Below are 21,470 nucleotides of genomic sequence, written 5' to 3'. Positions count from 1 at the left end.
GTAAACCTCAGACATCGAGCACGCAATCGCCCGATGCCGCGGAGATACATGTCTGCACTCGGCTGCCCGGCTCGTGTTCAACACCGGTGCGCAGGTCACGGACGTGGCCCTCGACCAGGCCCACCACGCATGATTGGCAGATACCCATCCGGCAGCCGAACGGCATCTGGACCCCGACCTGCTCCCCGGCGTCCATCAGCGGAGTCGCGGCGTCCACGGTGGCCGTCTTGCCGCTGCGCGCGAACTCCACGGTGCCGCCCTGCCCGTGCACGGCGGCCTTGGACACCGCGAAACGCTCGAGGTGCAGGCGTTCACCGAGGCCGGCACTCGACCAGCACCGCTGGGCGGCATCGAGCATGCCCTCGGGACCACACGCCCAGGTCTGTCGCTCGCGCCAGTCGGGCACCTCGTCGTCGAGGCGCGACAGGTCCAGCCGGCCCTGGCTGCGCGTCGCGCGTGTCCGCAGTCGGTAGGAATGGTGCGCACGGGCCAGCTCGGCGAGTTCGGAGGCGAACATCACATCGGATTCGGTTGGCGCAGAATGCAAATGAACGATATCGGTGATCTGGTCGCGGCGGGCCAGCGTCCGCAGCATCGACATCACCGGCGTGATACCGGAGCCGCCGGTGAGGAACAGCACCTTCGCCGGGGCGGGGTCGGGCATGACGAAGTTGCCCTGCGGCGCGGCCAGCCGCACGATCGTGCCGGGCGCCAACCCGTCGACCAGATGCGTCGACAGGAACCCTTCGGGCATGGCCTTGACCGTGATGGAGATGGTTCGGGTGGTGCGCGACGGCGCCGAGGTCAGCGAATAGGACCGCCAGCGCCAACGGCCGTCGATCTGCACGCCGATTCCGATGTACTGACCGGGCTGGTAGTCGAACGAGAAGCCCCAGCCCGGCTTGATGACCAGCGTCGCCGAGTCCTCGGTTTCGCGTCGGACGCTCAGCACCCGGCCGCGCAGTTCGCGCGCCGACCACAGCGGGTTGGCGAGTTTGAGGTAGTCGTCGGGCAACAGCGGCGTGGTGACCCGTCCCACGATGGTCCGCAGCGCGCGCAGGCCCGGGTTCTTGGTCCCGGCGACCGTCGGCTTCACCGTGTCGGCGACGTTGGCCGACACCTTGATGGAGTTCTTGGCCATGAACCTACGGTACCGTAACTTACGCAGCCGTATCCAGCCGGGATCAGGGCCGACGGGGCTCAGAGCAGGTCGAGCAGGAACGGCAACTCCTGCGGCGCGTACCAAGCCAGGTCGTGGTCCTGGGCATCACCGACGACGAAGTCGGCATCCTCGTCGCCGAGGTCCGCGTCGTCGACGGCCTCGATCGCGTGCAACACCGCGGACTCGGCTTCGGCATTGTCGACATAGGCGGCGATGACGTCCTCCAAGGCGACCGGACCGGCCAGCCGCACCACCGCGTCATCGAGATCGGGGCGCGGCGTCACGCCGTCGACCTCGGCCTCCACCACCGCGCGGCGCGGCGGCAGGTCGCCCACCCCTTCGCTTCCGAGCAGGCGCAGCGACGCCAGCGCGGCTTCCCGGCGCGCGACCTCGGCGAGTTCTTCGTCGTCGCCCTCGGCGTAGGACTCGCGCAGGGCGGGCGTCACCGCAAACGCCGTACCGCTGCGGGCATGGAGCACCCGGTCGGCCACGAGCTGCTGCAGCATGGTCAGGGTCGCGGGGATGTAGACGCGCACCAGGCGAGATTAGTCGTCGGGCGATTTCTCGCTCGCCGGATCCTTCTCCACCGAGATGACGAAGTCGTCACCGTGCTCCGTGACGCCGTGGATGACCGCGCTGTCGACGGCCTCTTCGGCATACTTCTTTCGCACCATCATCGGGTCGCGGCGCAGGTCCTTGACCAACCCCACGGCCAGGCCGACCATCACCACGACGAACGGCAGCGCCGCGATGATGGTGATGGACTGCAACCCGGTCAACGCGTCCTCCCCGCCGACCAGCAGCATCACCGCAGCGACGGCGCCGGTGGCTACACCCCAGAAGATCACGGTGGCTCGACCGGGTCTGATCGTGCCGCGTTCGGACAGCGATCCCATCACCACCGACGCGGCGTCCGCGCCGGAGACGAAGAAGATCGCCACCAGCGCCATCACCAGCACGCTGGCGATGGTCGCGATCGGATACTGCTCGAGCAGGCCGAAGAGCTGAGCCTCGATGCTGCCTTCGCCGGCGAGGTCGGTGCCCTCCTCCTGTACGCGGATCGCCGAACCGCCGAACACCGCGAACCACACGAGTGACACCAGGCTCGGCACCAACAACACGCCGGTGACGAACTGACGGATGGTGCGCCCCCGCGAGATCCGCGCGATGAACATGCCGACGAACGGCGTCCACGACACCCACCACGCCCAGTAGAAGATCGTCCACGACTGCAGCCACACGTTGACCGCGGAGCCTTCGGCGCCGGTGCGCGCCGACATCATCGCGAAGTCCGCCATGTAGCTGCCCAGCGATGTCGGCAGCAGGTTGAGGATGAAAACCGTTGGCCCGACGACGAATACGAATAACGCGAGCACCATCGCCAGCACCATGTTGATGTTGGACAGCCACTGGATGCCGCGCGCGACCCCGGAGACCGCCGACAGCACGAACGCCATCGTGAGCACCGTGATGATGACGACGAGGATGGCGTTGCCGGTTTCCCCGATACCGCCGACGATCTGCAGGCCGCTGCGGATCTGCAGCGCACCCAGACCGAGCGAGGCGGCCGAGCCGAACAGCGTGGCGAAGATCGCCAGCATGTCGATGACCTTGCCCCACGGTCCGTTGGCGCGCGAGCCCAGCAGCGGTTCGAACGCCGCGCTGATCAGCTGCAGTCGGCCCTTGCGGTAGACGCCGTAGGCGATCGCCAGACCGACCACCGCGTAGATCGCCCACGGGTGCAGCGACCAGTGGAACAGCGTGGTGGCCATCGCGGTCTGCACGGCCTCGGTGTTGCCCGGCTCGCCGGTGCCCGGTGGCGGTGTCGCGTAGTGCGAAAGCGGCTCGGCTACCCCGAAGAACATCAGCCCGATCCCCATGCCGGCGCTGAACATCATCGCGACCCACGACACCCCGTGGAACTCGGGTTCCTCGTCGTCACGACCAAGTGGGATGGCGCCGAAGCGACCGATCGCCAGCCACAGGATGAACACCACGAAACCGGAGGCCGTCAGCACGAACAGCCACCCGGTGGTGTCCATGACCCACGTCAGCGCGCTGTCCGAGGCGGAGGCCAGCGACTCCGTGCTGACGAAGCCCCACACCAGGAAGGCAATCGCAATGACCGCGGTGACCCCGAAGACGATCCAGTCCACGCCGCGCGAGCGGGTGAACGCGTCATCGTGTGGCGGCAGGTCGAGTGCCGGGTGGGGTACGACGGAATCGGTCGGTGACCGGAATGCGCGCTGTGTGGCGGACCTGGCTTTTCCTGGCGTCTCGTTCTCTGCGCTCGTCGTCATGGTGACCCAATTCGACCCCGCTGGCGGTGAGAGAGTCAATCCCGCAAACGCATAGAGGGTGTTATTGGGCCGCTTCTAGCAGTTCTTCCATCGATTCGCGCAGCAGACTCGGCAAAACATCGACGTCGCTCATCGCGTCGCGGTCGGCATTGATGCCGAAGTAGACCATGCCGTGGTAGGACGTCACCCCCAGCGCCAGCACCTGGTTGCTCAAAAGCGGCGGTACCGCGTAGGTCTCCAGCAGTTTGGTGCCCGCGATGTACATCTGATGCTGTGCGCCCGGCACGTTGGTGATCAGCAGGTTGAACTGGCGCGCCGAGAACGTGGTCGCCACCCGGATGCCCATCGCGTGCAGGGTCGGCGGCGCGAACCCGGACAGCGTCACGATGGTTCTCGCGTCGACCAGGCTCGCGGCGGTGGACGCCGATTCGGTGGCGTGGGCGATCTGCGAGAGCCGCACCACCGGGTTGCCCTCACCGACGGGAAGGTCGACGAGAAACGGCGTCACCTCGCTGATGGCCTGGCCCGGGCCGGTCGCGTCGAGTTCGGCATCCGGATACACCGACATGGGCGCCATCGCCCGCACCCTCGCGGTCGAGGTCACCGGTTCACCGCGCGACATCAGCCAATTGCGTAACGCGCCGGCCACCACGGCCAGCACCACGTCGTTGACGTCGCAGTCGTAGCGGGCGCGCACCGCGCGGAAGTCCTCGAGCCGCCCGCAGGCGACGGTGAACCGCCGGTTGCGCGACACGGTGGTGTTCAGCGGGCTGCTCGGCGCGGTGCCGCGCGCCACGGTGCGGACCACCTCGAGGGCACGGCGGCCCATGTCGACCAACTGGCCCGCGTTGGTGGCGACGTCGACGACGGCGTTGCGGACCGCACTGATCTGCTCGGCGGGCCGCGTGATCCACTCGCCGAGCGCACCGAGCAGCAACTGCCGATCGCTGGGCTCGCGCAACGGGATCCAGATGTCCTCACCGAACTCCGGCGGCTTCTGGGTGCGGTCGGCGATGACGTGGCCGATCTCGAGGGCAGTCATGCCGTTCACCAACGCCTGGTGCGACTTCGTGTAGATCGCGAGGCGGTTCTTGGCCAGGCCTTCGATCAGGTACATCTCCCACAACGGCCGCGACCTGTCCAGCGGCCGGGACCCCAGCCGCGCGATGAGCTCGTGCAACTGGGCGTCGCTGCCCGGCGACGGCAGCGCGGAGCGACGGATGTGGTAGGTGATGTCGAAGTCGCGATCGTCCACCCACACCGGGCGCGCCAGGCCCAACGTCACCTCACGCACCTTCTGCCGGTAGCGGGGTATCTGCGGCAGCCGCTGTTCGACGGTGGCCAGCAGGGTCTCGTAGCTCAGGCCGCTGCGGGGTTTGCGAAGGATCGACAGCGAACCCACGTACATCGGCGTCGACGTGTTCTCCAGGCGGTAGAACGACGCGTCCGCCGTCGACAACCGGGTGACCATCGCGACGTCGTCCCTCCCCTGTACTGCCGCGGTCCGACCGCGGGCGCCGAAGTCCCCGCCACGCTATAGGCAAACCCCGCAGATGCGCATCACGGGTGCTTATCGCTGTCTCGGAGGCCCCGCGGACCGTGCGATCATGGTGGTGTCTGCCCACTCTCCAGCAGACGGGTCCCGTCTCGTCGAGTCGCTGGAGAACGCGTTGTGACATCCTTTCGCACCCCTGCCGAGGCCGCGTCCGGCCCCGACGAACAGCGACCGGCTGCACTGGTGGCACCGGTCATCGACTGTGAACCGCCTCCCCTCGGTGTCGGCGCCTGCCCGCCACCGTCGCCAAAAGCGCTGCGCCGCCGACCATCCGCTGGTGTACACGCTCGGCACCCGCAAGTGCCGGTCCCCGCCGAGCCCGCCCCGCCGCGCGCGGCGGTCGCCTTCGCCGATGCGGCGTTGCGCAGGGTGCTCGAGGTGATCGACCGGCGGCGCCCCGTCGCCCAGTTGCAGCCGCTGTTGGCACCGGCGCTGATCGAAACCGTGCTCGCGTTCACCCGCCACCCGCACTCGACCGTCGCCACCCTGCGCCGGGTCAGGGTGCGCGTGACCGATGACGACGGTCCGGCCGCGGAGGTATTCGGCACTTACAGTCGCGGACAGCGCATCCGCGCGATCGCGGCGCGCATCGCGTACGACGGCCGGCGCTGGCGGGTGGTCGCGCTGCAGATCGGTTGAGCGCTAGCCTGCTCGCGTGCAGGGAGACTCGATCAGCGTGCAGCGCGTCATCAAGGCGCCCCCGGACGCGATCTTCGCCTTACTCGCCGACGCCGGCAGGCATCCGGCCTTCGACGGCTCGGGCACCGTCGCTCACACATCCGGCGAGAAGTCTCAACCTCTCTCTGCCGGTGCGACATTCGGCATGGCGATGCGCGGAAGGCCCGAATCGCTGTTCCTTGGGTACCGGACCACCAACACCGTCGTCGAGTTCGAACCTGACCGCCGCATCGCGTGGAAGACGACGATGGGTCCCCTCGGGCTGATCGGCGGGCGCGTCTGGCGCTACGAGCTCGAACCGACGCCGGAGGGCACGCTGGTGCGTGAAACCTGGGACGTATCCGAGGACCGGCAACGCCTGCTGCTCAAGAGGGGCGGCGCACCCAAGCAAGCCGAAGACGGGATGCGGGCCACGCTGGGCCGGATCGCCGCGCTCGTCGAGCCCTCTTAACGCCTGCGCATCGCCTTCTGCTCACGGGCCTGCTGGCGCGCGGCTTCGCGCCGCTGCTTGCGGGTGCCGCCGCTGGGCGCCGCCTGCCGCGGGGCGCCACTGCCGTTGCCCGACCGCTGCACCTCGGCCGAGCCGTCCTCCGACGGCCCGGTGTAGGTCAGCGGACGCGACTCGTCGTCGATTCCCTTGGCGCGCAGGCCCGTTCCGGTCGGCCGTTCCTTGGTCGCCACCCCACCCTGGGCTTGTGCGGCGGCCTCGGCGAACTCGCTCAGACCGGACGGCGGTGCGACCGGGGCGACGGTCGGCTGCGGCGCGGGTTCGACTGCGACGTTGAACAGGAACCCGACCGACTCCTCCTTGAGCCCCTCGAGCATTCCGATGAACATGTCGTAACCCTCGCGCTGGTACTCGACGAGCGGATCGCGCTGCGCCATCGCCCGCAGCCCGATGCCCTCCTTGAGGTAGTCCATCTCGTAGAGGTGTTCGCGCCACTTGCGGTCCAGCACGTTGAGCAGCACGTTGCGCTCCAACTGGCGCATCGCGCCTTCGCCCGCGATTTCCTCGATCTGCTTCTCCCGCTCGGCGTATGCGCGGTCGGCGTCGGCGATCAACGCCTCCAGCAGTTCCTCGCGCGTCAACTCGCCGGGCTCACCGATCGCGTCGGAGTCGATCAGGTCGTGGTGGTCGATGCCCACGGGGTACAGCTGCCGCAGCGCGGTCCAGAGCTGTTCGAGATCCCAGTCCTCGGAGTAGCCCTCAGCCGTGGCCCCGTCGACGTAGGCGGTGATCACGTCGACGAGCATGTTGCGGGCCTGTTCGGCGAGGTTCTCGCCCTCCAGGATGCGCCTGCGCTCCTCGTAGATGACGACGCGCTGCTTGTTCATCACCTCGTCGTACTTGAGGACGTTCTTGCGGACCTCGAAGTTCTGCTGCTCGACCTGCGTCTGCGCGCTCTTGATGGCGCGGGTGACCATCTTCGCCTCGATCGGCACGTCGTCGGGCAGGTTGAGCCTGGTCAGCAACGCCTCCAGGGTGGCGCCGTTGAACCGTCGCATCAGCTCGTCACCCAGCGACAGGTAGAACCGGGATTCGCCGGGGTCGCCCTGGCGGCCGGAGCGGCCGCGCAACTGGTTGTCGATGCGGCGGGACTCGTGCCGTTCGGTGCCCAGCACGTACAGCCCGCCCGCGGCGATGACGTCCTCGGCCTCGCGCGCGCACTCGGCTTTGACCGCGGACAGCGTCTCGTGCCAGACCTTCTCGTACTCGTCCGGCGTCTCCACCGGGTCCAGGCCGCGTTCGCGCAACCGCTTGTCGGTGAGGAAGTCCGGGTTGCCGCCGAGCACAATGTCGGTACCGCGGCCCGCCATGTTCGTCGCGACGGTGATCGCGCCCAGCCGGCCGGCCTCGGCGATGATCGAGGCCTCCTGCTCGTGGTACTTCGCGTTGAGCACGTTGTGCGGGATTCTGCGCTTGGTGAACTGGCGCGACAGGTACTCCGAGCGCTCCACGCTGGTGGTGCCGATCAGGACCGGCTGCCCCTTCTCGTAGCGCTCGGCGACGTCGTCGACGACCGCGATGTACTTGGCCTCTTCGGTCTTGTAGATCAGGTCGGACTGGTCGGCGCGGATCATCGGCTTGTTGGTCGGGATGGGAACCACGCCGAGCTTGTAGATCTCGTGCAGCTCGGCCGCCTCGGTCTGCGCCGTGCCGGTCATGCCTGCGAGCTTGTCGTAGAGGCGGAAGTAGTTCTGCAGCGTGATCGTGGCCAGGGTCTGGTTCTCGGCCTTGATCTCGACGCGCTCCTTGGCCTCGATGGCCTGGTGCATGCCCTCGTTGTAGCGACGGCCGACCAGCACGCGACCGGTGAATTCGTCGACGATGAGCACGTCACCGTCGCGCACGATGTAGTCCTTGTCGCGCTGGAACAGCTCCTTGGCCTTGAGCGCGTTGTTCAGGTAGCTGACCAGCGGCGAGTTGGCCGCCTCGTAGAGGTTGTCGATGCCCAGCTGGTCCTCGACGAACTCGACGCCGAGTTCGTGCACACCGACGGTGCGCTTGCGGATGTCGACCTCGTAGTGGACGTCCTTTTCCATCAGTGGCACGATCCGCGCGAACTCGGTGTACCACTGCGACGCGCCGTCGGCGGGGCCGGAGATGATCAGCGGGGTGCGGGCCTCGTCGATGAGGATGGAGTCGACCTCGTCGACAATCGCGAAGTTGTGTCCGCGCTGGACCAGGTCGGCCAGGGAGTGCGCCATGTTGTCGCGCAGGTAGTCGAAGCCGAACTCGTTGTTGGTGCCGTACGTGATGTCGGCGGCGTAGGCGGTCCGCCGCTGGTCAGGGGTCATCTGCGCCAGGATCACGTCGACCTCCAGGCCGAGGAAGCGGTGCACACGGCCCATCCACTCGGCGTCGCGCCTGGCCAGGTAGTCGTTCACGGTGACGATGTGCACGCCCTTGCCCGACAGTGCGTTGAGGTAGGCCGGGAGCACGCCGGTCAGCGTCTTACCCTCACCGGTCTTCATCTCGGCGACGTTGCCGAAGTGCAGCGCCGCGCCGCCCATCAACTGCACCTTGAACGGCTTCTGGTCGAGCACTCGCCAGGCCGCCTCGCGGGCGACGGCGAACGCTTCGGGCAGCAGGTCGTCAAGGCTTTCGCCGTTGTCCACGCGCTTTTTGAACTCGTCGGTCTTGGCCCGCAGTTCAGCGTCGGTCAGCTTCTCGACGTCGCCTTCCAGGGAGTCGACGTAGTCGGCCACCCCCTTGAGGCGTTTGACCATCCGGCCCTCGCCGAGACGCAGCAACTTTTGAAGCACGCTAGTTCCCCTATGGGTTTGGAAGTCTTGAGCTCAACCCATGGTAGGCGACATGCACCCAGACCCGGCCCAGCTGCGTCAGGCCGGGCGAAATAGTGGTCGGTCCGGTTCGGGTGAGCCGGACCGACCACGCGGCTCAGGCGAGCCGAATTAAGCCTCCCGGCTCAGGCGAGCCGAATTAAGCCGTAGTCGTAGGCGTGCCTGCGGTAGACCACGGAGGGCAGGTCGCTCTCCTTGTCATGAAAGAGAAAGAAGTCGTGGCCGACCAGTTCCATCTGCGACAGCGCGTCGTCGACAGTCATCGGGGTGGCCGGGTGCTCCTTGATCCGCACGATGCGTCCGGGCTCGTGCTCGTCGAGCGCCGCGCCGTCGTGTTCGGGCGGCGTCGCGGTCAGCGGCTCGGGTGGTGCGGTGACCGCGGTGGCCTTGGCGACCGATACCGGGGTCTTGTCGCCATAGTGGATCTTGCGGCGATCACGCGCACGGCGCAGCCGCTCGGCGAGCTTGTCCACCGCTGATTCCATCGCGCCGTAGAAGCTGTCGGCACAGGCTTCGGCGCGGACCACCGGGCCGCGGCCACGTGCGGTGATCTCCACGTGTTGGCAGTACTTGCGTTGACGTCGGTTCCGCTCGTGGTCGAGCTCGACGTCGAACAGATAGATCGTGCGGTCGAATCGTTCCAGGCGTGACAGTTTCTCTGCGACGTACGTGCGGAAGTGGTCGGGGATCTCGACGTTGCGGCCGGTGACCGCGACTTCGGCGCGCGGTCGCGTTTCGGGCGTTTCGTCCTCGATCACCATCGTTCGGGAGTCCAGGGATTGGCTTGACATGCTTGGCAACTCGTTTCTTCGGCGTCCGCACGCGTGAGCGTGCCCGGGTTGTCGTGATCCGCACCGACGGGGCTTTGCATGTCTCGCCGCTCGCCGGTGCAAGGTGTCGTCTACTCACCTCCTACCGCGTCGGCGATGCTGGCGCTTCGTATCTGAGCGCCGGCCGTGAGTCATTCACGGGTGTTGAAGCCGACGGTAGCCGCGTTCACCCGGTAGTGCCAGTGAATCCGGGTACCTGTTTCCAGTTCTTCACCTCGGTCTGATATGTGAGCCTGGATTCGGCCTCGCGGCGCGGTCACGCGTTTGCCACAACCAGCACGGCCGCCACGCGCGCCCCAACGGTGTGCAGCACGCGAACCGACTCGGCGGCGGTGGCGCCGGTGGTGACGATGTCGTCGACGACGAGTACTTCGTCCGCGACGGGCCGCACGACCCGGACCCGCCCGCCGATGTTGCGCTGTCGATCGGCGGTGGACAACCCGACCGAATCCGCCACGAGAGCGCGTGTGCGCAGCGCCTGGACGACGCCCACCCCCGGCAGGTCGGCGGCGGCGGTACGGGCCATCCGGGTCACCGGGTCGCCGCCGCGGCGCCGGGCCGACCACCGGCGGGTCGGTGCGGGGACCACCGTCAGCGGGGTATCGAGAAGACCCCAGGTCAGCAGGTGGGACAGGCCGGCCCGCAGCGCGCCGGCGAGTGGGCGCAGCAGATCGGTTCGGCCATGCTCCTTGACCGCGATGACGGCTGCTCGCCGCGGCCCCGCGTAACGGCCCAGGGAGTACACCGGGACGCCGGGATCCACGCGCGGCGAGACGAGGTGCGGATCGTCTGCCCTGACCGTCAGAGTCGCCGCGCACGCCGCGCACCACCGCGTCGACGGTGCGCCGCAGCCGCCGCACTGCAGCGGGAGAACGAGATCGAGCACGCGGTCAGTGTGACGGTGATCGGTGACACCGGGATGGGGTACTCCGTGGGCATGCAGGACCAACGGGAGCCATGGATCGTCGATTGCCTGGTGAGCGCGTTCGCCGATCTGATGAAGGCCGATCCAGATGCGTTCCGGACCAAGTTCCGCAAGATGGCGGCCGAGCCCTTCGCCTTCTACCGCGGCAGCGCCTGTGTCTTCTACGGCGACGTCGCCGCGCGCGAGGACCGCTGGGCCGACGAGCGCACCAGCCGGGTGTGGATCCAGGGCGATCTGCACACCGAGAACTTCGGCACCTACATGGACGGCGAAGGCACGCTGATCTTCGACGTCAACGACTTCGACGAGGCCTACATCGGTCACTTCACCTGGGACCTGCAGCGGTTCGCGGCCAGTGTCGCGCTGATGTGTTGGCAGAAAGCACTTTCCGACCATGAAATCAGCAGGCTGATCGACACGTTCGTGCGTTCCTACGTCGACCAGGTGCGGTGGTTCCTCCAAGCCGACGACGACACGAGCTTCTCACTGAACCTCGACACCGCCCGGGGCGCCGTCCTGACTACGTTGCAGAGCGCCCGGTTGTCGACGCGAGCCGAGATGCTGGACCGCCTCACCGTCGTCGATGACTGGGACCGACGGTTCCGCGACGCCGCGGGCGTGCGACGACTCGGTGACGCCGAACGCGAGAAAGTCGAGGCCGCCTTCGCCAGGTACCTCGACACCATTCCGAAAACCAAACGCTTCCAAGGCATCACCTACGACATCAAGGATGTCATCGGTAAGTCGGGGCACGGTATCGGCAGCGCGGGTCTGCCGACTTACACCGTGCTGATCGAGGGATTCAACCAGGCCCTGGACAACGACGCGGTGCTGTCGATGAAGCAGGGCAACGTGGCAGCGCCCAGCCGCGTCGTCGATGCCGGCAGCCTGGGCCGGCATTTCCGACACCACGGTCATCGCACCGCCTTGTCACAACGCGCGCTGCAGGCACACGCCGATCCGCTGCTCGGCTACACCGACATCGACGACGTCGGCTTCGTCGTCAGCGAAATATCGCCGTACGAGACGGATCTGGACTGGAGCGAGTTGACCGAACCGGACGAATTGGCCGAAGTGATCGCGCAGTTGGGGCGCGCGGTGGCCAAAGTCCACTGTGTCGGGGACGCCGACAGCGACCAGCAGGTGGTGGAATTCCAAACCGAGGAGGCGATCGACGCGGTCATCGGCAACCATGTCGACGAGTTCTCGGCCGACCTCGTGACGTTCGGGCGGGAGTACGCCCGCGTCGTGCGCGACGATCATCGTCATTTCGTGGAAGCGTTTCGCGAAGGGCGCATCCCGGGGGTCTCATCGATCTGACTGCAGCACGTCAACAGCAGCGGAGAGTGTTTCACGCGAGATCCTGCGGGAGGGTCCGTTATCTCGCCGGTTTCACGACCCTGGTGTGGAAATCGGCGCTGGCATCGCTCAGCCCGGCAGCACGGGTTCGGCGCCGGGCACCAGCAGCGGACGCACCTCGGCCCACGCCGGATCGTCCTCGGCCACCGAACCGGACAGCTGCACGACCCCGCGGGCATCGGCCACGTACACCGTCGACGGGTTGGCCGCCACGGTGGTGACCGGCATCAGCAGGTTGCGGCTCGGCCCGTCGGAGTTGACGCCGTCGAGGTTGACGTACGAGACCGGATGCGCAGGATCGGTGCGGCTCACCACGATGTCGTCGCCGGTGCGCCATGACAGCGACACCACGGTGTTGCCCAGGCCGTAGCCCAGCCGTCGCGGGTAGATCAGCGCGTAGCCGCCGCCGGGGGTCTGTTCGACACCGGCCAGGACCACCCGGCCGTCGATCACCATCGCCGCGCGGGTGCCGTCGCGTGACAGCTGCAGTTCGGTGATCACGCCGGGAAACCTGCTCGACACCAGCGTGGAGTCGACCGGTATGCGCGCCGGCTGGCCCGACGCGTCCTGGATGACGCGCACGACGTTGTTGCCGTCGATCACCACCCAGACCGCGTTGTCGAGCGACCAGCTCGGCCGCGACAGGCTTCGCGCGTCCAACACCTGCGACGCGGCCCCGCCGAGCGTCCCCACCCACATCGACGACGCCATATCGGGTGCGCCCGGACGCACCGTGACGATCGAGGCCACCTCCTGCCCGCTTCGGGACACCGCCGCCGCGGTCTGGTTCGGCATCTGCCCGAACTGCCCGGGAACCCGCGGCGCCCGTCGGCCGTCGAGCGCGACGAGCGAACCGCCCACCAACGCGTGCAGACCGGCGGCCACTCCCGAGGCCGCGCCGGGGTCGGTGGCCGCCACGTCGGAGGTCTTCCATCCGTCGACGAAGCGGTCGTCTAAGGCGGCGCCGTCGGCGTTGATCACGTACGGCCCATTCACCCCCGCACGGGACAGCGTCCAGATGAGTTGCGCCGCAAGCAGTTGCCTGCTGTGCGGATCGGTGGTCGACAGATTGTCCAGATCGATCCTGGCGCCGCCGTAGCCGCGGCCGACACCCATCTTGCCGCCGTCGGCGCGCGTCACCGGGCCCCGCAGTTTCAGCGGCGGTTCGAGGAGGTTGCGGACGGTCTTGGCCATCTCCGGTCGCGGCCCGGCGATCAGCTTGCTCACCAGTTCGGTGGCCAACTGGTCGGGATCGGACACCGCGACATAGCGCGGATCGGGCACCACGGTGCTGCCGGTCGGGTCGACGAAATACAGGGTGTTGCGCCGGTAGGTGGCCTGGAACTGTTGCCAGTCGAGGAAGACGCCGTTGGGCAGTTTGTCGATGCGCCAACCGTCGGCGGTCTTGACCAGTTCGATCGGCCCCGGGTCGGGCAGCGCGCCCTCGCCCGTCTCGAAAACCCCCATGTCCGACAGCGATCCGAGGATGTCGGCGCGCATGGTCACCGACACCCGGTCGGGGCCGCGCGTCTCGATGAACACCACGTTGTCGATCAGCAGCGCGCTGCCCGCGTCATCCCACGCTTGCGACGCGGATTCGGTCAGAAATTGGCGCGCGGCCAGATGCCGGTTCGCGGGATCTGCGGTGGCTTTGAGGAATTCGCGCAGCAACACGTCGGGATCCATGCCCGGAGTCGGCTTGGGCAGGCTCGGCGGGGCGGGCCGGTCGACGGTTCCGATCGCTTGCGGCGAGGACGAACTGGGCACGCCTGCACAGCCGGTGAGAACCAACGCCAGCACGCTCAGGACTGCCAGCAGGATTCTCACACGGACTCCTGCGCGGGTTCGCGATCGCGGCTGCGCGGCGGGACATCCTCGGGCCCAACGGGTTTGAGCGGCAGCGGGCTGGTGGTCACCTTGTGCCCGCGGACGAGCGGCAGCGTGAGACGGAAGCAGGCGCCGTTACCCGGCTCACCCCAGGCCTCCAGCCTGCCCTGGTGCAGGCGGGCGTCCTCGATGCTGATCGCCAGACCGAGACCTGTGCCGCCGGAACGACGCACCCGCGAGGGGTCCGACCGCCAGAACCTGCTGAATACCAGCTTCTCCTCGCCGGGCCGCAGCCCCACCCCGTGGTCGCGGACGGTGACGGCGACGGTGTCGTCGTCGGCGGCCATCCGGATGCGGACAGGTTTGTGCTCGGCGTGGTCGATGGCGTTGGCGATGAGGTTACGCAGGATGCGCTCCACGCGCCGCGGGTCGACCTCGGCGATGACTTCCTCGGAGGGCATGTCGACGACGAGTTCGACGTCGGCGTCTTGAGCCAGGTGCCCAACGTTGTCCAACGCGCTTCGCACCGTCGACCGCAGATCCAGCGACTCGACCGACAGCTCGGCGACACCGGCGTCGTGGCGGGAGATCTCCAACAGATCGTTGAGCAACGTCTCGAACCGGTCGAGCTCGTTGACCATCAGCTCGGTGGACCGGCGCAGCGCGGGATCGAGGTCCTCGCTGTGGTCGTAGATCAGGTCGGCGGCCATGCGCACTGTCGTCAGCGGGGTGCGCAGTTCGTGGCTGACGTCGGAGGTGAACCGGCGCTGCAGGTTCCCGAACTCCTCGAGTTGGGTGATCTGGCGGTGCAGGCTCTCGGCCATGTCGTTGAACGAGACGGCGAGGCGGGCCATGTCGTCCTCGCCGCGCACCGGCATGCGTTCGGTGAGGTGGCCTTCGGCGAACCGTTCGGCGATGCGCGACGCGGAGCGCACCGGCAGCACGATCTGGCGCGCCACCAGCAAGGCGATCGCGGCGAGCAGGCCGAGCAGCACCACGCCGCCGGTGGCCATCGTCCCGCGCACCAGCGCGATCGTGGACTCCTCGTTGTTGAGCGGGAAGATCAGGTAGAGCTCGAGATTGGTCACCGATGACGACGTCGGACTGCCGACGATCAGCGCGGGCCCGGAGAAGCTGTCGGTGTGCACGGTCGCGTACTGATAGCTGACCTGGCCTGCCTTGACGAACTCCCGCAGCGTGTTGGGCACCTGCTGGACCGGGCCTGCCGCGGTCGCCGCACGCGGCCCGTCACCGGGCACCACCAGAACCGCGTCGTAGGTGCCCGCGAGGCCCGGCTCGGCGTCAGCGCTGCGATCGATCAGCGTGTTGCGCGCCAACTGCAGGCTGCTGTCGAGCGAGCGGGTTTCCTCACCACCGACGATTCCGCTGACTGTGGTGCGTGCGCGGTCGATCTGCTCGGTGGCCGCGCGGACCTTGACCTCGAGGATGCGATCGGTGATCTGGCTGGTCAGCACGAATCCGAGCACCAGGATCACGGCCAGCGACAGGCCCAACGTCAACGAGACGACACGCAGCTGCAAGGAGCGCCGCCACGCCAGACTCAACGCCCGGCCCAGCGCTCCCAGCCCCCGCACCAGCGGCGCCGAGCGCCGATGGATGCGTCGTCTGGAGCTGAAGATCACGGCGCCCGCCGAGCGGTCAACACGGCGACCGCCAAGCGGTCGGGATCACGACCACGGCCGACAGCCGTGCATGTCACGGCGGTCCGGCCTTGTACCCCACTCCTCGAACGGTGAGCACCACCTGCGGGTTCTCCGGGTCCTTCTCGACCTTGGCCCGCAACCGTTGGACATGCACGTTCACCAAACGGGTGTCCGCGGGGTGTCGATAACCCCACACCTGTTCGAGCAGCACATCACGAGTAAACACCTGCCGCGGTTTGCGCGCCAACGCCACCAACAGGTCGAACTCCAGCGGGGTCAGCGAGATCTGCTCGCCCTGACGGGTGACCTTGTGCGCGGGCACGTCGATGTCGACGTCGCCGATCGACAGCATCTCGGCGGGCTCGTCCTCGTTGCGCCGCAGCCGGGCCCGCACACGGGCGACGAGCTCTTTGGGCTTGAACGGCTTCATCACGTAGTCGTCGGCGCCGGACTCCAGGCCCAGTACGACGTCGACCGTGTCGGTCTTGGCGGTCAGCATGACGATCGGCACGCCGGAATCCGCGCGGAGCACACGGCAGACGTCGATGCCGTTCATGCCGGGCAGCATCAGGTCGAGAAGGACCAGATCGGGCCGCAGCTCGCGGACCGCGGTCAGCGCTTGGGTGCCGTCGCCGATGACGGCGGTGTCGAAGCCTTCGCCCCGCAGCACGATGGTGAGCATCTCGGCGAGCGACGGGTCATCGTCGACAACCAGAATCCTTTGCCTCATGGAGACCATGGTGTCACCGAATTGCGATAAACCCCGGCTACCACACGGCGCGTTTCGCGCTTTGACCGGCGAATGGCGCCGAACGGGGCTAGTGAGCGTCCAGTTCGGCGGCGAGCGCGACCGGATCGACGTCGGGTCCGGCGACCTTCCAGCGTCCGCACCACTGCGATGCGGCCAGTGCGGCGTAGACGTCGGAAGTGCGTTGCTGCAGCCCGCCGTCGCGCTCGTAGGCGTCTTTGGCCCGGTCCACCTCGGTGTTGGCGCGCTGCTCGGCGCGCTGGGCCGCCAGTTCTATGGGCACGGCCAGCAGCACCTGTGCGTCCGGCCGCGGAAGCGCGAGGCGCTCGTACTCCAGGGCGCGCACCCACTCGACGACCTCGCCGTCGGCGTCCTGGCGAAGGCGCGCGGCGCTGTACGCGGCGTTGGACGCGACATAGCGGTCCAGGATGACGACGTCGTGGGTGTCCTGCAGGCGCTCGATCTCGCCTCGGGCGCGGGCACGGTCGAGCGCGAACAACACCGCCATCGCGTACACGGAGTCGGCGAGGTCACCGTGGGACCCGTGCAGCGCCTCGGCGGCCACGTCGGCCTCCACCGACTGGCCGTAGCGCGGAAACGCCAGGCTCGTCACCGTCCTGCCCTCGGCTTCCAACGCGGTTCGAAGTCCGTTGGTCAAGGTGCGCTTACCCGCTCCGTCGACCCCCTCGATGACCATCAGCACGGCTGTGAGACTAGCTTTGCCCAGTCGCCGCCCGCGGCATCAGACGTCGTGTGCTGTCGGATCGGCGGCTCCTCGATGAGCATGCGCAGCACCCGCAGCACGATGGCGGCGTGCGGCCGGCCCCTGACCATTTGGCGACCTCGTCGGTGCCGTAGTGCGCCGAGCGGTCTACGCCGCGTCAGAACCGCCCGCAGTTAGACGCTGTCGGCACACCCTTGAATCGGTCCGCGATCCACTGCATGGCGGGTTCACCGTCGACCAGCATGGGCAGGCCGTGGTTGACCATCGCCTTGTTGAGGAACGGCGGTTGCTCGTTGGTGCGCGCCTCGACGTCTGCGCCCTGGGCACACCAGTCGCGACCCATCTGCATCGCCGGCGCCCACGGGACCAGCGGGTCGTACCGGTTGGCGTTGATGAGTACGGGCGCATTGGGTTTCGTGCGACCCAGCTTCTGCTCGTCGAACAGCGACTTGAACGGCTCCTGCTCGACGAGTTCGAAGATGTCCTGATTGAAGTACGGCTGCAGGTGCCGGAACATGAACTTCGTCAGCGTCTCTGCGACGCACTGGTCCTGCACCTTGAAGAGCATGTCGGCGCCGCGCGGTGTCAGCGTCGCCCGGATCGCCGCCTCGTGTTCGGGGTAGGCCGTCATCACCCCGTTCAGCGCATAACCCACCGCTCCGATCAGCATGCTGCCGTCGATGAACGGGAACAGCGCCTTCAGGTCGGCGGGCGGCGCCCCAGCGTAGGAACCGACCACGTCGAGTTCGGGGGCGTAGCTCTCGGCCATCTCCGCGGCCGATGCCGCCGCCCCCCCGCCTTGTGAGTAACCCCAGAACGCCAGCGGGCCGTCGGGGGCCAGCGAGGTGCCGGGCAGGGTCTTGGCGGCGCGGGCGGCGTCGAGCATCGCGTGGCCCTGCGACACCCGGTTCGCGTAGGTGTGCAGCCCCGGGGTGCCTAGGCCTTCATAGTCGGTCATGACGATCGCGAACCCGCGCGCGACCATCGTCGCGACGAACAACTCCTCGTAGTTGAACGCGATGTCGAGGTACGGCGACCAGTGGATGCCCTGATTGAACTGCCGCGACGGCGCGCACTGGTCGCCCTGGCCCTGGGTGCCGGGACCGTAGACGATCAGCGGGCGCGGCCCGCCGAACGGCCACGGCGCGTGCGGTTCGAAGTACGTGCCGGTGACGACGTTCGGGTTTCCCCGAGCGTCGTTGCTGAGGTACATGATTCGTGTGCCGTCGGCCATGATCATGCCGAGTTGGCCGGACGGTTCGAGCACCAGGCGCGACGGCTCCGTGCGGACCAGATCGCCGGGCTTGCCCGGCGGCAGCGGATCCGGCGGCGTGTAGAACGCCTGGTATTCGTCCTCGTTGAAATAGGGGTGGTGATGGTCGATGGTCGGGTCGTCGGCCGCCGCCGGCACCGGGGTCCCGAAGGAAACGACCATGAGGGCAATCGCGATTCCGACGATGCGACCCACCGATCGGACGTTAGCAACGAAAATCGTTTCATGACGCCTGTTTCCGGCTCAAGCATCGCGCCATGGCGGTCGAGCGATGAGTTCGGGCGCCGGCGCGGGTCTCCTTAGCCGAACCCTTTCGTGACGAGGAGGCAGTGGGTATGACGACTCATGCGGTCGGGACGCGTGAACAGTGGCGAACGGCCTACGAGCGGCAGCTGGCCAACGAGAAGGAGCTGACTCGCAGGGCCACCGAGCTGGCGCAGCAGCGGCAGGCGCTGCCGTGGGTGCGCGTGGACAAGCTGTACGAGTTCGACACCACCGCGGGACGTCGCACGCTCGCCGAGCTGTTCGACGGCAGATCACAGTTGATCGTGCGGCACTTCATGCACGGGCCGAAGACACCGGAGGGCTGCCCGGGATGCACCTTCGAAACCGACAACCTGGTCGGCGCGGTGGCTCACCTCGCGCGGCGCGACGTCACCTTCATCCTGTCGTCGCGCTCGCCGTTGCCGGTGTTGACCGCGTACAAGCAGCGGATGGGCTGGGACATCGAGTGGGTGTCGTCGGGCGGCAGCGATTTCGACGCCGACTTCTTCAGCTACATGCACGTCCCGACGCCGCGCCGCGACTTCGGATCGGGCAGCGGCAGCATGCTCGACGTGATGGAGCTGATGGCGCTAAGCTGTTTCGCGCTGGAGGACGGCGTCGTCTACCACACCTACTCGACCTACGATCGCGGCACCGAAGCGCTTAACGCCACCTGGCAGCTGTTGGACCGGGCGCCCAAAGGCCGCGGCGAGGACTTCTCCGACTGGCCGCGCAAGCGCGACGAATATCCGGCGTAGCGAAGCTTGAGGGTTGCTGCACGCCTCCTGTGAACCTGCTTGGGAGCCAGCGCATCAGCAATCACCCGGTTCCACACTGGCAGTCACACCCTGACCGAAGGAGCCCGTCCGATGTTCGGAACCCGTAGGGCGTACCCGCTCTCGTTGGCCGTCGTGGCCGGCGCCGCGCTGCTCGGCTTGCCCCCGTTGGCCAACGCCGAGCCGGCGAACTGCACCAGCGCCGATCTCGAAGGCGTCCGCGCCGGGGTCGACGCGTCAACGTCGGCCTACTTATTCACCCATCCTGACCTCAACGGCTTCATGAGCACCCTCAGAGGCATGTCGCGTGAGGGGGTGGCCGAGCAGGTGAGGGGATACATGGCCAGCCATCCGCAGGAGAACGCCGAGATGGCGCGTATCCGGCAGCCGCTGATGGATCTGAAGAACCACTGCGGAGGCTTGGACCCGACACCCTGAACCACTGCAGCACAACCCGTTCGGGGCCGACGCCCGAGAAACGAAAGCCCCCGGCACGCGGATGTGCCGGGGGACCTTCGGGTGACGCTCAGTAGCGGTAGTGCTCGGGCTTGTACGGGCCCTCGACGTCGACACCGATGTACTCGGCCTGCTCCTTGGTGAGGCGAGTGAGAGTGCCACCCAGTGCTTCCACGTGGATCTTGGCGACCTTCTCGTCGAGGTGCTTGGCCAACCGGTAGACCGCGTTGTCGTACTCGTCGTTCTTGGTCCACAGCTCGATCTGCGCGATGACCTGGTTGGAGAAGCTGTTGCTCATCACGAACGACGGGTGGCCGGTCGCGTTACCCAGGTTGAGCAGCCGGCCCTCGGACAGCACCACGATCGACTTGCCGTTGTCGAAGATCCACTGGTCGACCTGCGGCTTGATGTTGAGCTTCTTGGCGCCCGAGCGCTCGAGGGCGGCCATGTCGATCTCGTTGTCGAAGTGGCCGATGTTGCCCAGGATCGCCTGGTCCTTCATCGCGCGCATGTGGTCGAGCGTGATGATGTCCTTGTTGCCCGTCGAGGTGATGACGATGTCGGCCTCGCCGATGGCCTGCTCGACGGTGACCACGTCGAAGCCGTCCATCAGCGCCTGCAGCGCGTTGATCGGGTCGATCTCGGTAACCGACACCCGCGCGCCCTGGCCTGCCAGCGACTCCGCGCAGCCCTTGCCGACGTCGCCGTAGCCGCAGATCAGCACCTTCTTGCCGCCGATCAGCACGTCCGTGCCGCGGTTGATGCCGTCGATCAGCGAGTGCCGGGTGCCGTACTTGTTGTCGAACTTGCTCTTGGTGACCGAGTCGTTGACGTTGATCGCCGGGAACGGCAGCTCACCGACGGCCTCGAACTGGTAGAGGCGCAGCACGCCGGTCGTCGTCTCCTCGGTGACGCCCTTGACCGACTCGGCGATCTTCGTCCACTTCGTCTTGTCGGTCTCGAAGCGCTCGCGCAGCACACCGAGGAAGACCTTCCACTCCGCCGGATCGTCGTCCTCGGCGGGCGGGACCACACCCTGCTTCTCGTACTGTGCGCCGCGCAGCACCATCATCGTGGCGTCGCCGCCGTCGTCGAGGATCATGTTGGCCGGCTCGCCCTCCCAGGTGAGCATCTGCTCGGCGGCCCACCAGTACTCCTCGAGCGTCTCGCCCTTCCACGCGAACACCGGGGTGCCCTTCGGCTCCTCCGGCGTGCCGTGCGGGCCGACGACGACGGCCGCGGCGGCGTGATCCTGGGTGGAGAAGATGTTGCACGACGCCCAGCGGACGTCGGCGCCCAGCGCCGTCAGCGTCTCGATCAGCACCGCCGTCTGCACGGTCATGTGCAGCGAGCCCGAGATCCGCGCGCCCTTGAGCGGCTGCACATCGTGGTACTCCTCGCGCAGCGCCATCAAACCGGGCATCTCGTGCTCGGCCAGGCGGATCTCCTTGCGGCCGAAGTCGGCCAGTGACAGGTCGGCGACCTTGTAGTCGATCCCGTTGCGGGAGTCGGCCTTCAGCTCAGTCATGTAGAGCCCCTTTTCATTCGTCATTGCCTATGAGCGCACAGATGTGCGCACGGCGACATCCATGTAGACATCCAAAGCCTGCGGGCTCGCGGGAC

At 67.5% G+C, this 21,470-nt stretch carries 19 protein-coding genes; 5 read left to right on the top strand and 14 right to left on the bottom strand.

What is annotated here, in order from left to right:
- Positions 1-7: 7 nt before the first annotated feature.
- The 4 genes from CEX87_RS03555 to CEX87_RS03540 all read right to left on the bottom strand — a co-directional run bounded on the left by CEX87_RS03555 (position 8) and on the right by CEX87_RS03540 (position 4,933).
- Positions 8-1,141 (bottom strand): ferredoxin reductase, encoded by a 1,134-nt coding sequence (locus CEX87_RS03555; protein WP_094285990.1) that lies wholly within the window; start codon positions 1,139-1,141, stop codon positions 8-10.
- A 59-nt stretch (positions 1,142-1,200) separates the two neighbouring features.
- Positions 1,201-1,701, bottom strand: a complete 501-nt coding sequence (locus CEX87_RS03550) for a DUF6912 family protein (protein WP_416171885.1) — start codon at positions 1,699-1,701, stop codon at positions 1,201-1,203.
- 6 nt (positions 1,702-1,707) lie between these two features.
- Entirely contained in the window at positions 1,708-3,462 is a 1,755-nt protein-coding gene (locus CEX87_RS03545; RefSeq protein WP_064426877.1) for a BCCT family transporter, read from the bottom strand.
- A gap of 61 nt (positions 3,463-3,523) precedes the next feature.
- Positions 3,524-4,933, bottom strand: a complete 1,410-nt coding sequence (locus tag CEX87_RS03540; RefSeq protein WP_064394735.1) for a WS/DGAT/MGAT family O-acyltransferase — start codon at positions 4,931-4,933, stop codon at positions 3,524-3,526.
- A 201-nt stretch (positions 4,934-5,134) separates the two neighbouring features.
- On the opposite strand from CEX87_RS03540, the gene CEX87_RS03535 reads away from it, so the two are divergent.
- Together CEX87_RS03535 and CEX87_RS03530 are read left to right on the top strand one after the other, a co-directional pair.
- On the top strand, positions 5,135-5,656 hold the full coding sequence (locus CEX87_RS03535; protein ID WP_064426879.1) for an Rv3235 family protein: 522 nt from the start codon (positions 5,135-5,137) through the stop codon (positions 5,654-5,656).
- Between the two features lie 16 nt (positions 5,657-5,672).
- Positions 5,673-6,146, top strand: coding sequence for an SRPBCC family protein (locus CEX87_RS03530; RefSeq protein WP_064394737.1), 474 nt, complete (start codon positions 5,673-5,675; stop codon positions 6,144-6,146).
- On the opposite strand, the gene secA is transcribed toward CEX87_RS03530, so the two are convergent.
- From secA to CEX87_RS03515, 3 genes are all read right to left on the bottom strand, one after another.
- On the bottom strand, positions 6,143-8,962 hold the full coding sequence (gene secA / locus CEX87_RS03525; RefSeq protein ID WP_064428564.1) for a preprotein translocase subunit SecA: 2,820 nt from the start codon (positions 8,960-8,962) through the stop codon (positions 6,143-6,145). The two genes, CEX87_RS03530 and secA, sit on opposite strands and share 4 nt — an antisense overlap.
- A 164-nt stretch (positions 8,963-9,126) precedes the next feature.
- Positions 9,127-9,762, bottom strand: coding sequence for a ribosome hibernation-promoting factor, HPF/YfiA family (gene hpf, locus CEX87_RS03520; RefSeq protein ID WP_198957156.1), 636 nt, complete (start codon positions 9,760-9,762; stop codon positions 9,127-9,129).
- Between the two features lie 325 nt (positions 9,763-10,087).
- The gene (locus tag CEX87_RS03515) at positions 10,088-10,717 is read right to left on the bottom strand and encodes a ComF family protein (RefSeq protein ID WP_064428563.1); all 630 of its coding nucleotides are present in this window, start codon (positions 10,715-10,717) and stop codon (positions 10,088-10,090) included.
- Positions 10,718-10,768: 51 nt separating this feature from the next.
- Between CEX87_RS03515 and CEX87_RS03510 the strand changes: the two genes are divergently transcribed.
- On the top strand, positions 10,769-12,076 hold the full coding sequence (locus CEX87_RS03510; RefSeq protein WP_094286213.1) for a DUF2252 domain-containing protein: 1,308 nt from the start codon (positions 10,769-10,771) through the stop codon (positions 12,074-12,076).
- 108 nt (positions 12,077-12,184) lie between these two features.
- Here CEX87_RS03510 and lpqB read toward each other — a convergent pair whose 3' ends face one another.
- The 6 genes from lpqB to CEX87_RS03485 form a co-directional block, all read right to left on the bottom strand.
- Entirely contained in the window at positions 12,185-13,936 is a 1,752-nt protein-coding gene (gene lpqB, locus CEX87_RS03505; protein WP_198957155.1) for an MtrAB system accessory lipoprotein LpqB, read from the bottom strand.
- 2 nt (positions 13,937-13,938) lie between these two features.
- Positions 13,939-15,585, bottom strand: coding sequence for an MtrAB system histidine kinase MtrB (mtrB, locus tag CEX87_RS03500; RefSeq protein WP_094285984.1), 1,647 nt, complete (start codon positions 15,583-15,585; stop codon positions 13,939-13,941).
- 73 nt (positions 15,586-15,658) lie between these two features.
- A complete protein-coding gene (mtrA, locus tag CEX87_RS03495) occupies positions 15,659-16,345 on the bottom strand; it encodes a two-component system response regulator MtrA (protein ID WP_064345844.1) in 687 nt (228 codons plus the stop codon).
- Between the two features lie 79 nt (positions 16,346-16,424).
- Entirely contained in the window at positions 16,425-17,057 is a 633-nt protein-coding gene (locus tag CEX87_RS03490) for a dTMP kinase (protein WP_094285982.1), read from the bottom strand.
- Complete coding sequence (locus CEX87_RS27185) at positions 17,051-17,188, bottom strand: hypothetical protein (protein WP_158220757.1); 138 nt, start codon at positions 17,186-17,188, stop codon at positions 17,051-17,053. Before CEX87_RS27185 ends, CEX87_RS03490 begins: the two co-directional genes overlap by 7 nt.
- Positions 17,189-17,235: 47 nt before the next feature.
- Positions 17,236-18,513: a lipase family protein gene (locus CEX87_RS03485; RefSeq protein ID WP_066811202.1), complete on the bottom strand. Its 1,278-nt coding sequence runs from the start codon at positions 18,511-18,513 to the stop codon at positions 17,236-17,238.
- A 173-nt stretch (positions 18,514-18,686) separates the two neighbouring features.
- On the opposite strand from CEX87_RS03485, the gene CEX87_RS03480 reads away from it, so the two are divergent.
- On the top strand, positions 18,687-19,373 hold the full coding sequence (locus CEX87_RS03480) for a DUF899 domain-containing protein (protein WP_094285980.1): 687 nt from the start codon (positions 18,687-18,689) through the stop codon (positions 19,371-19,373).
- A 111-nt stretch (positions 19,374-19,484) separates the two neighbouring features.
- Positions 19,485-19,829 (top strand): heme-binding protein, encoded by a 345-nt coding sequence (locus tag CEX87_RS03475; RefSeq protein ID WP_066810369.1) that lies wholly within the window; start codon positions 19,485-19,487, stop codon positions 19,827-19,829.
- A gap of 88 nt (positions 19,830-19,917) precedes the next feature.
- Here CEX87_RS03475 and ahcY read toward each other — a convergent pair whose 3' ends face one another.
- On the bottom strand, positions 19,918-21,375 hold the full coding sequence (gene ahcY, locus CEX87_RS03470; protein ID WP_064394810.1) for an adenosylhomocysteinase: 1,458 nt from the start codon (positions 21,373-21,375) through the stop codon (positions 19,918-19,920).
- Between the last annotated feature and the right edge of the window lie 95 nt (positions 21,376-21,470).

The organism is Mycobacterium lehmannii (assembly GCF_002245535.1).
GTDB classification, from domain to species: Bacteria; Actinomycetota; Actinomycetes; order Mycobacteriales; family Mycobacteriaceae; genus Mycobacterium; species Mycobacterium lehmannii.
The sequence above is the reverse complement of the archived record's forward strand: the minus strand, read 5'-3'. Positions and strand labels throughout refer to the sequence as shown.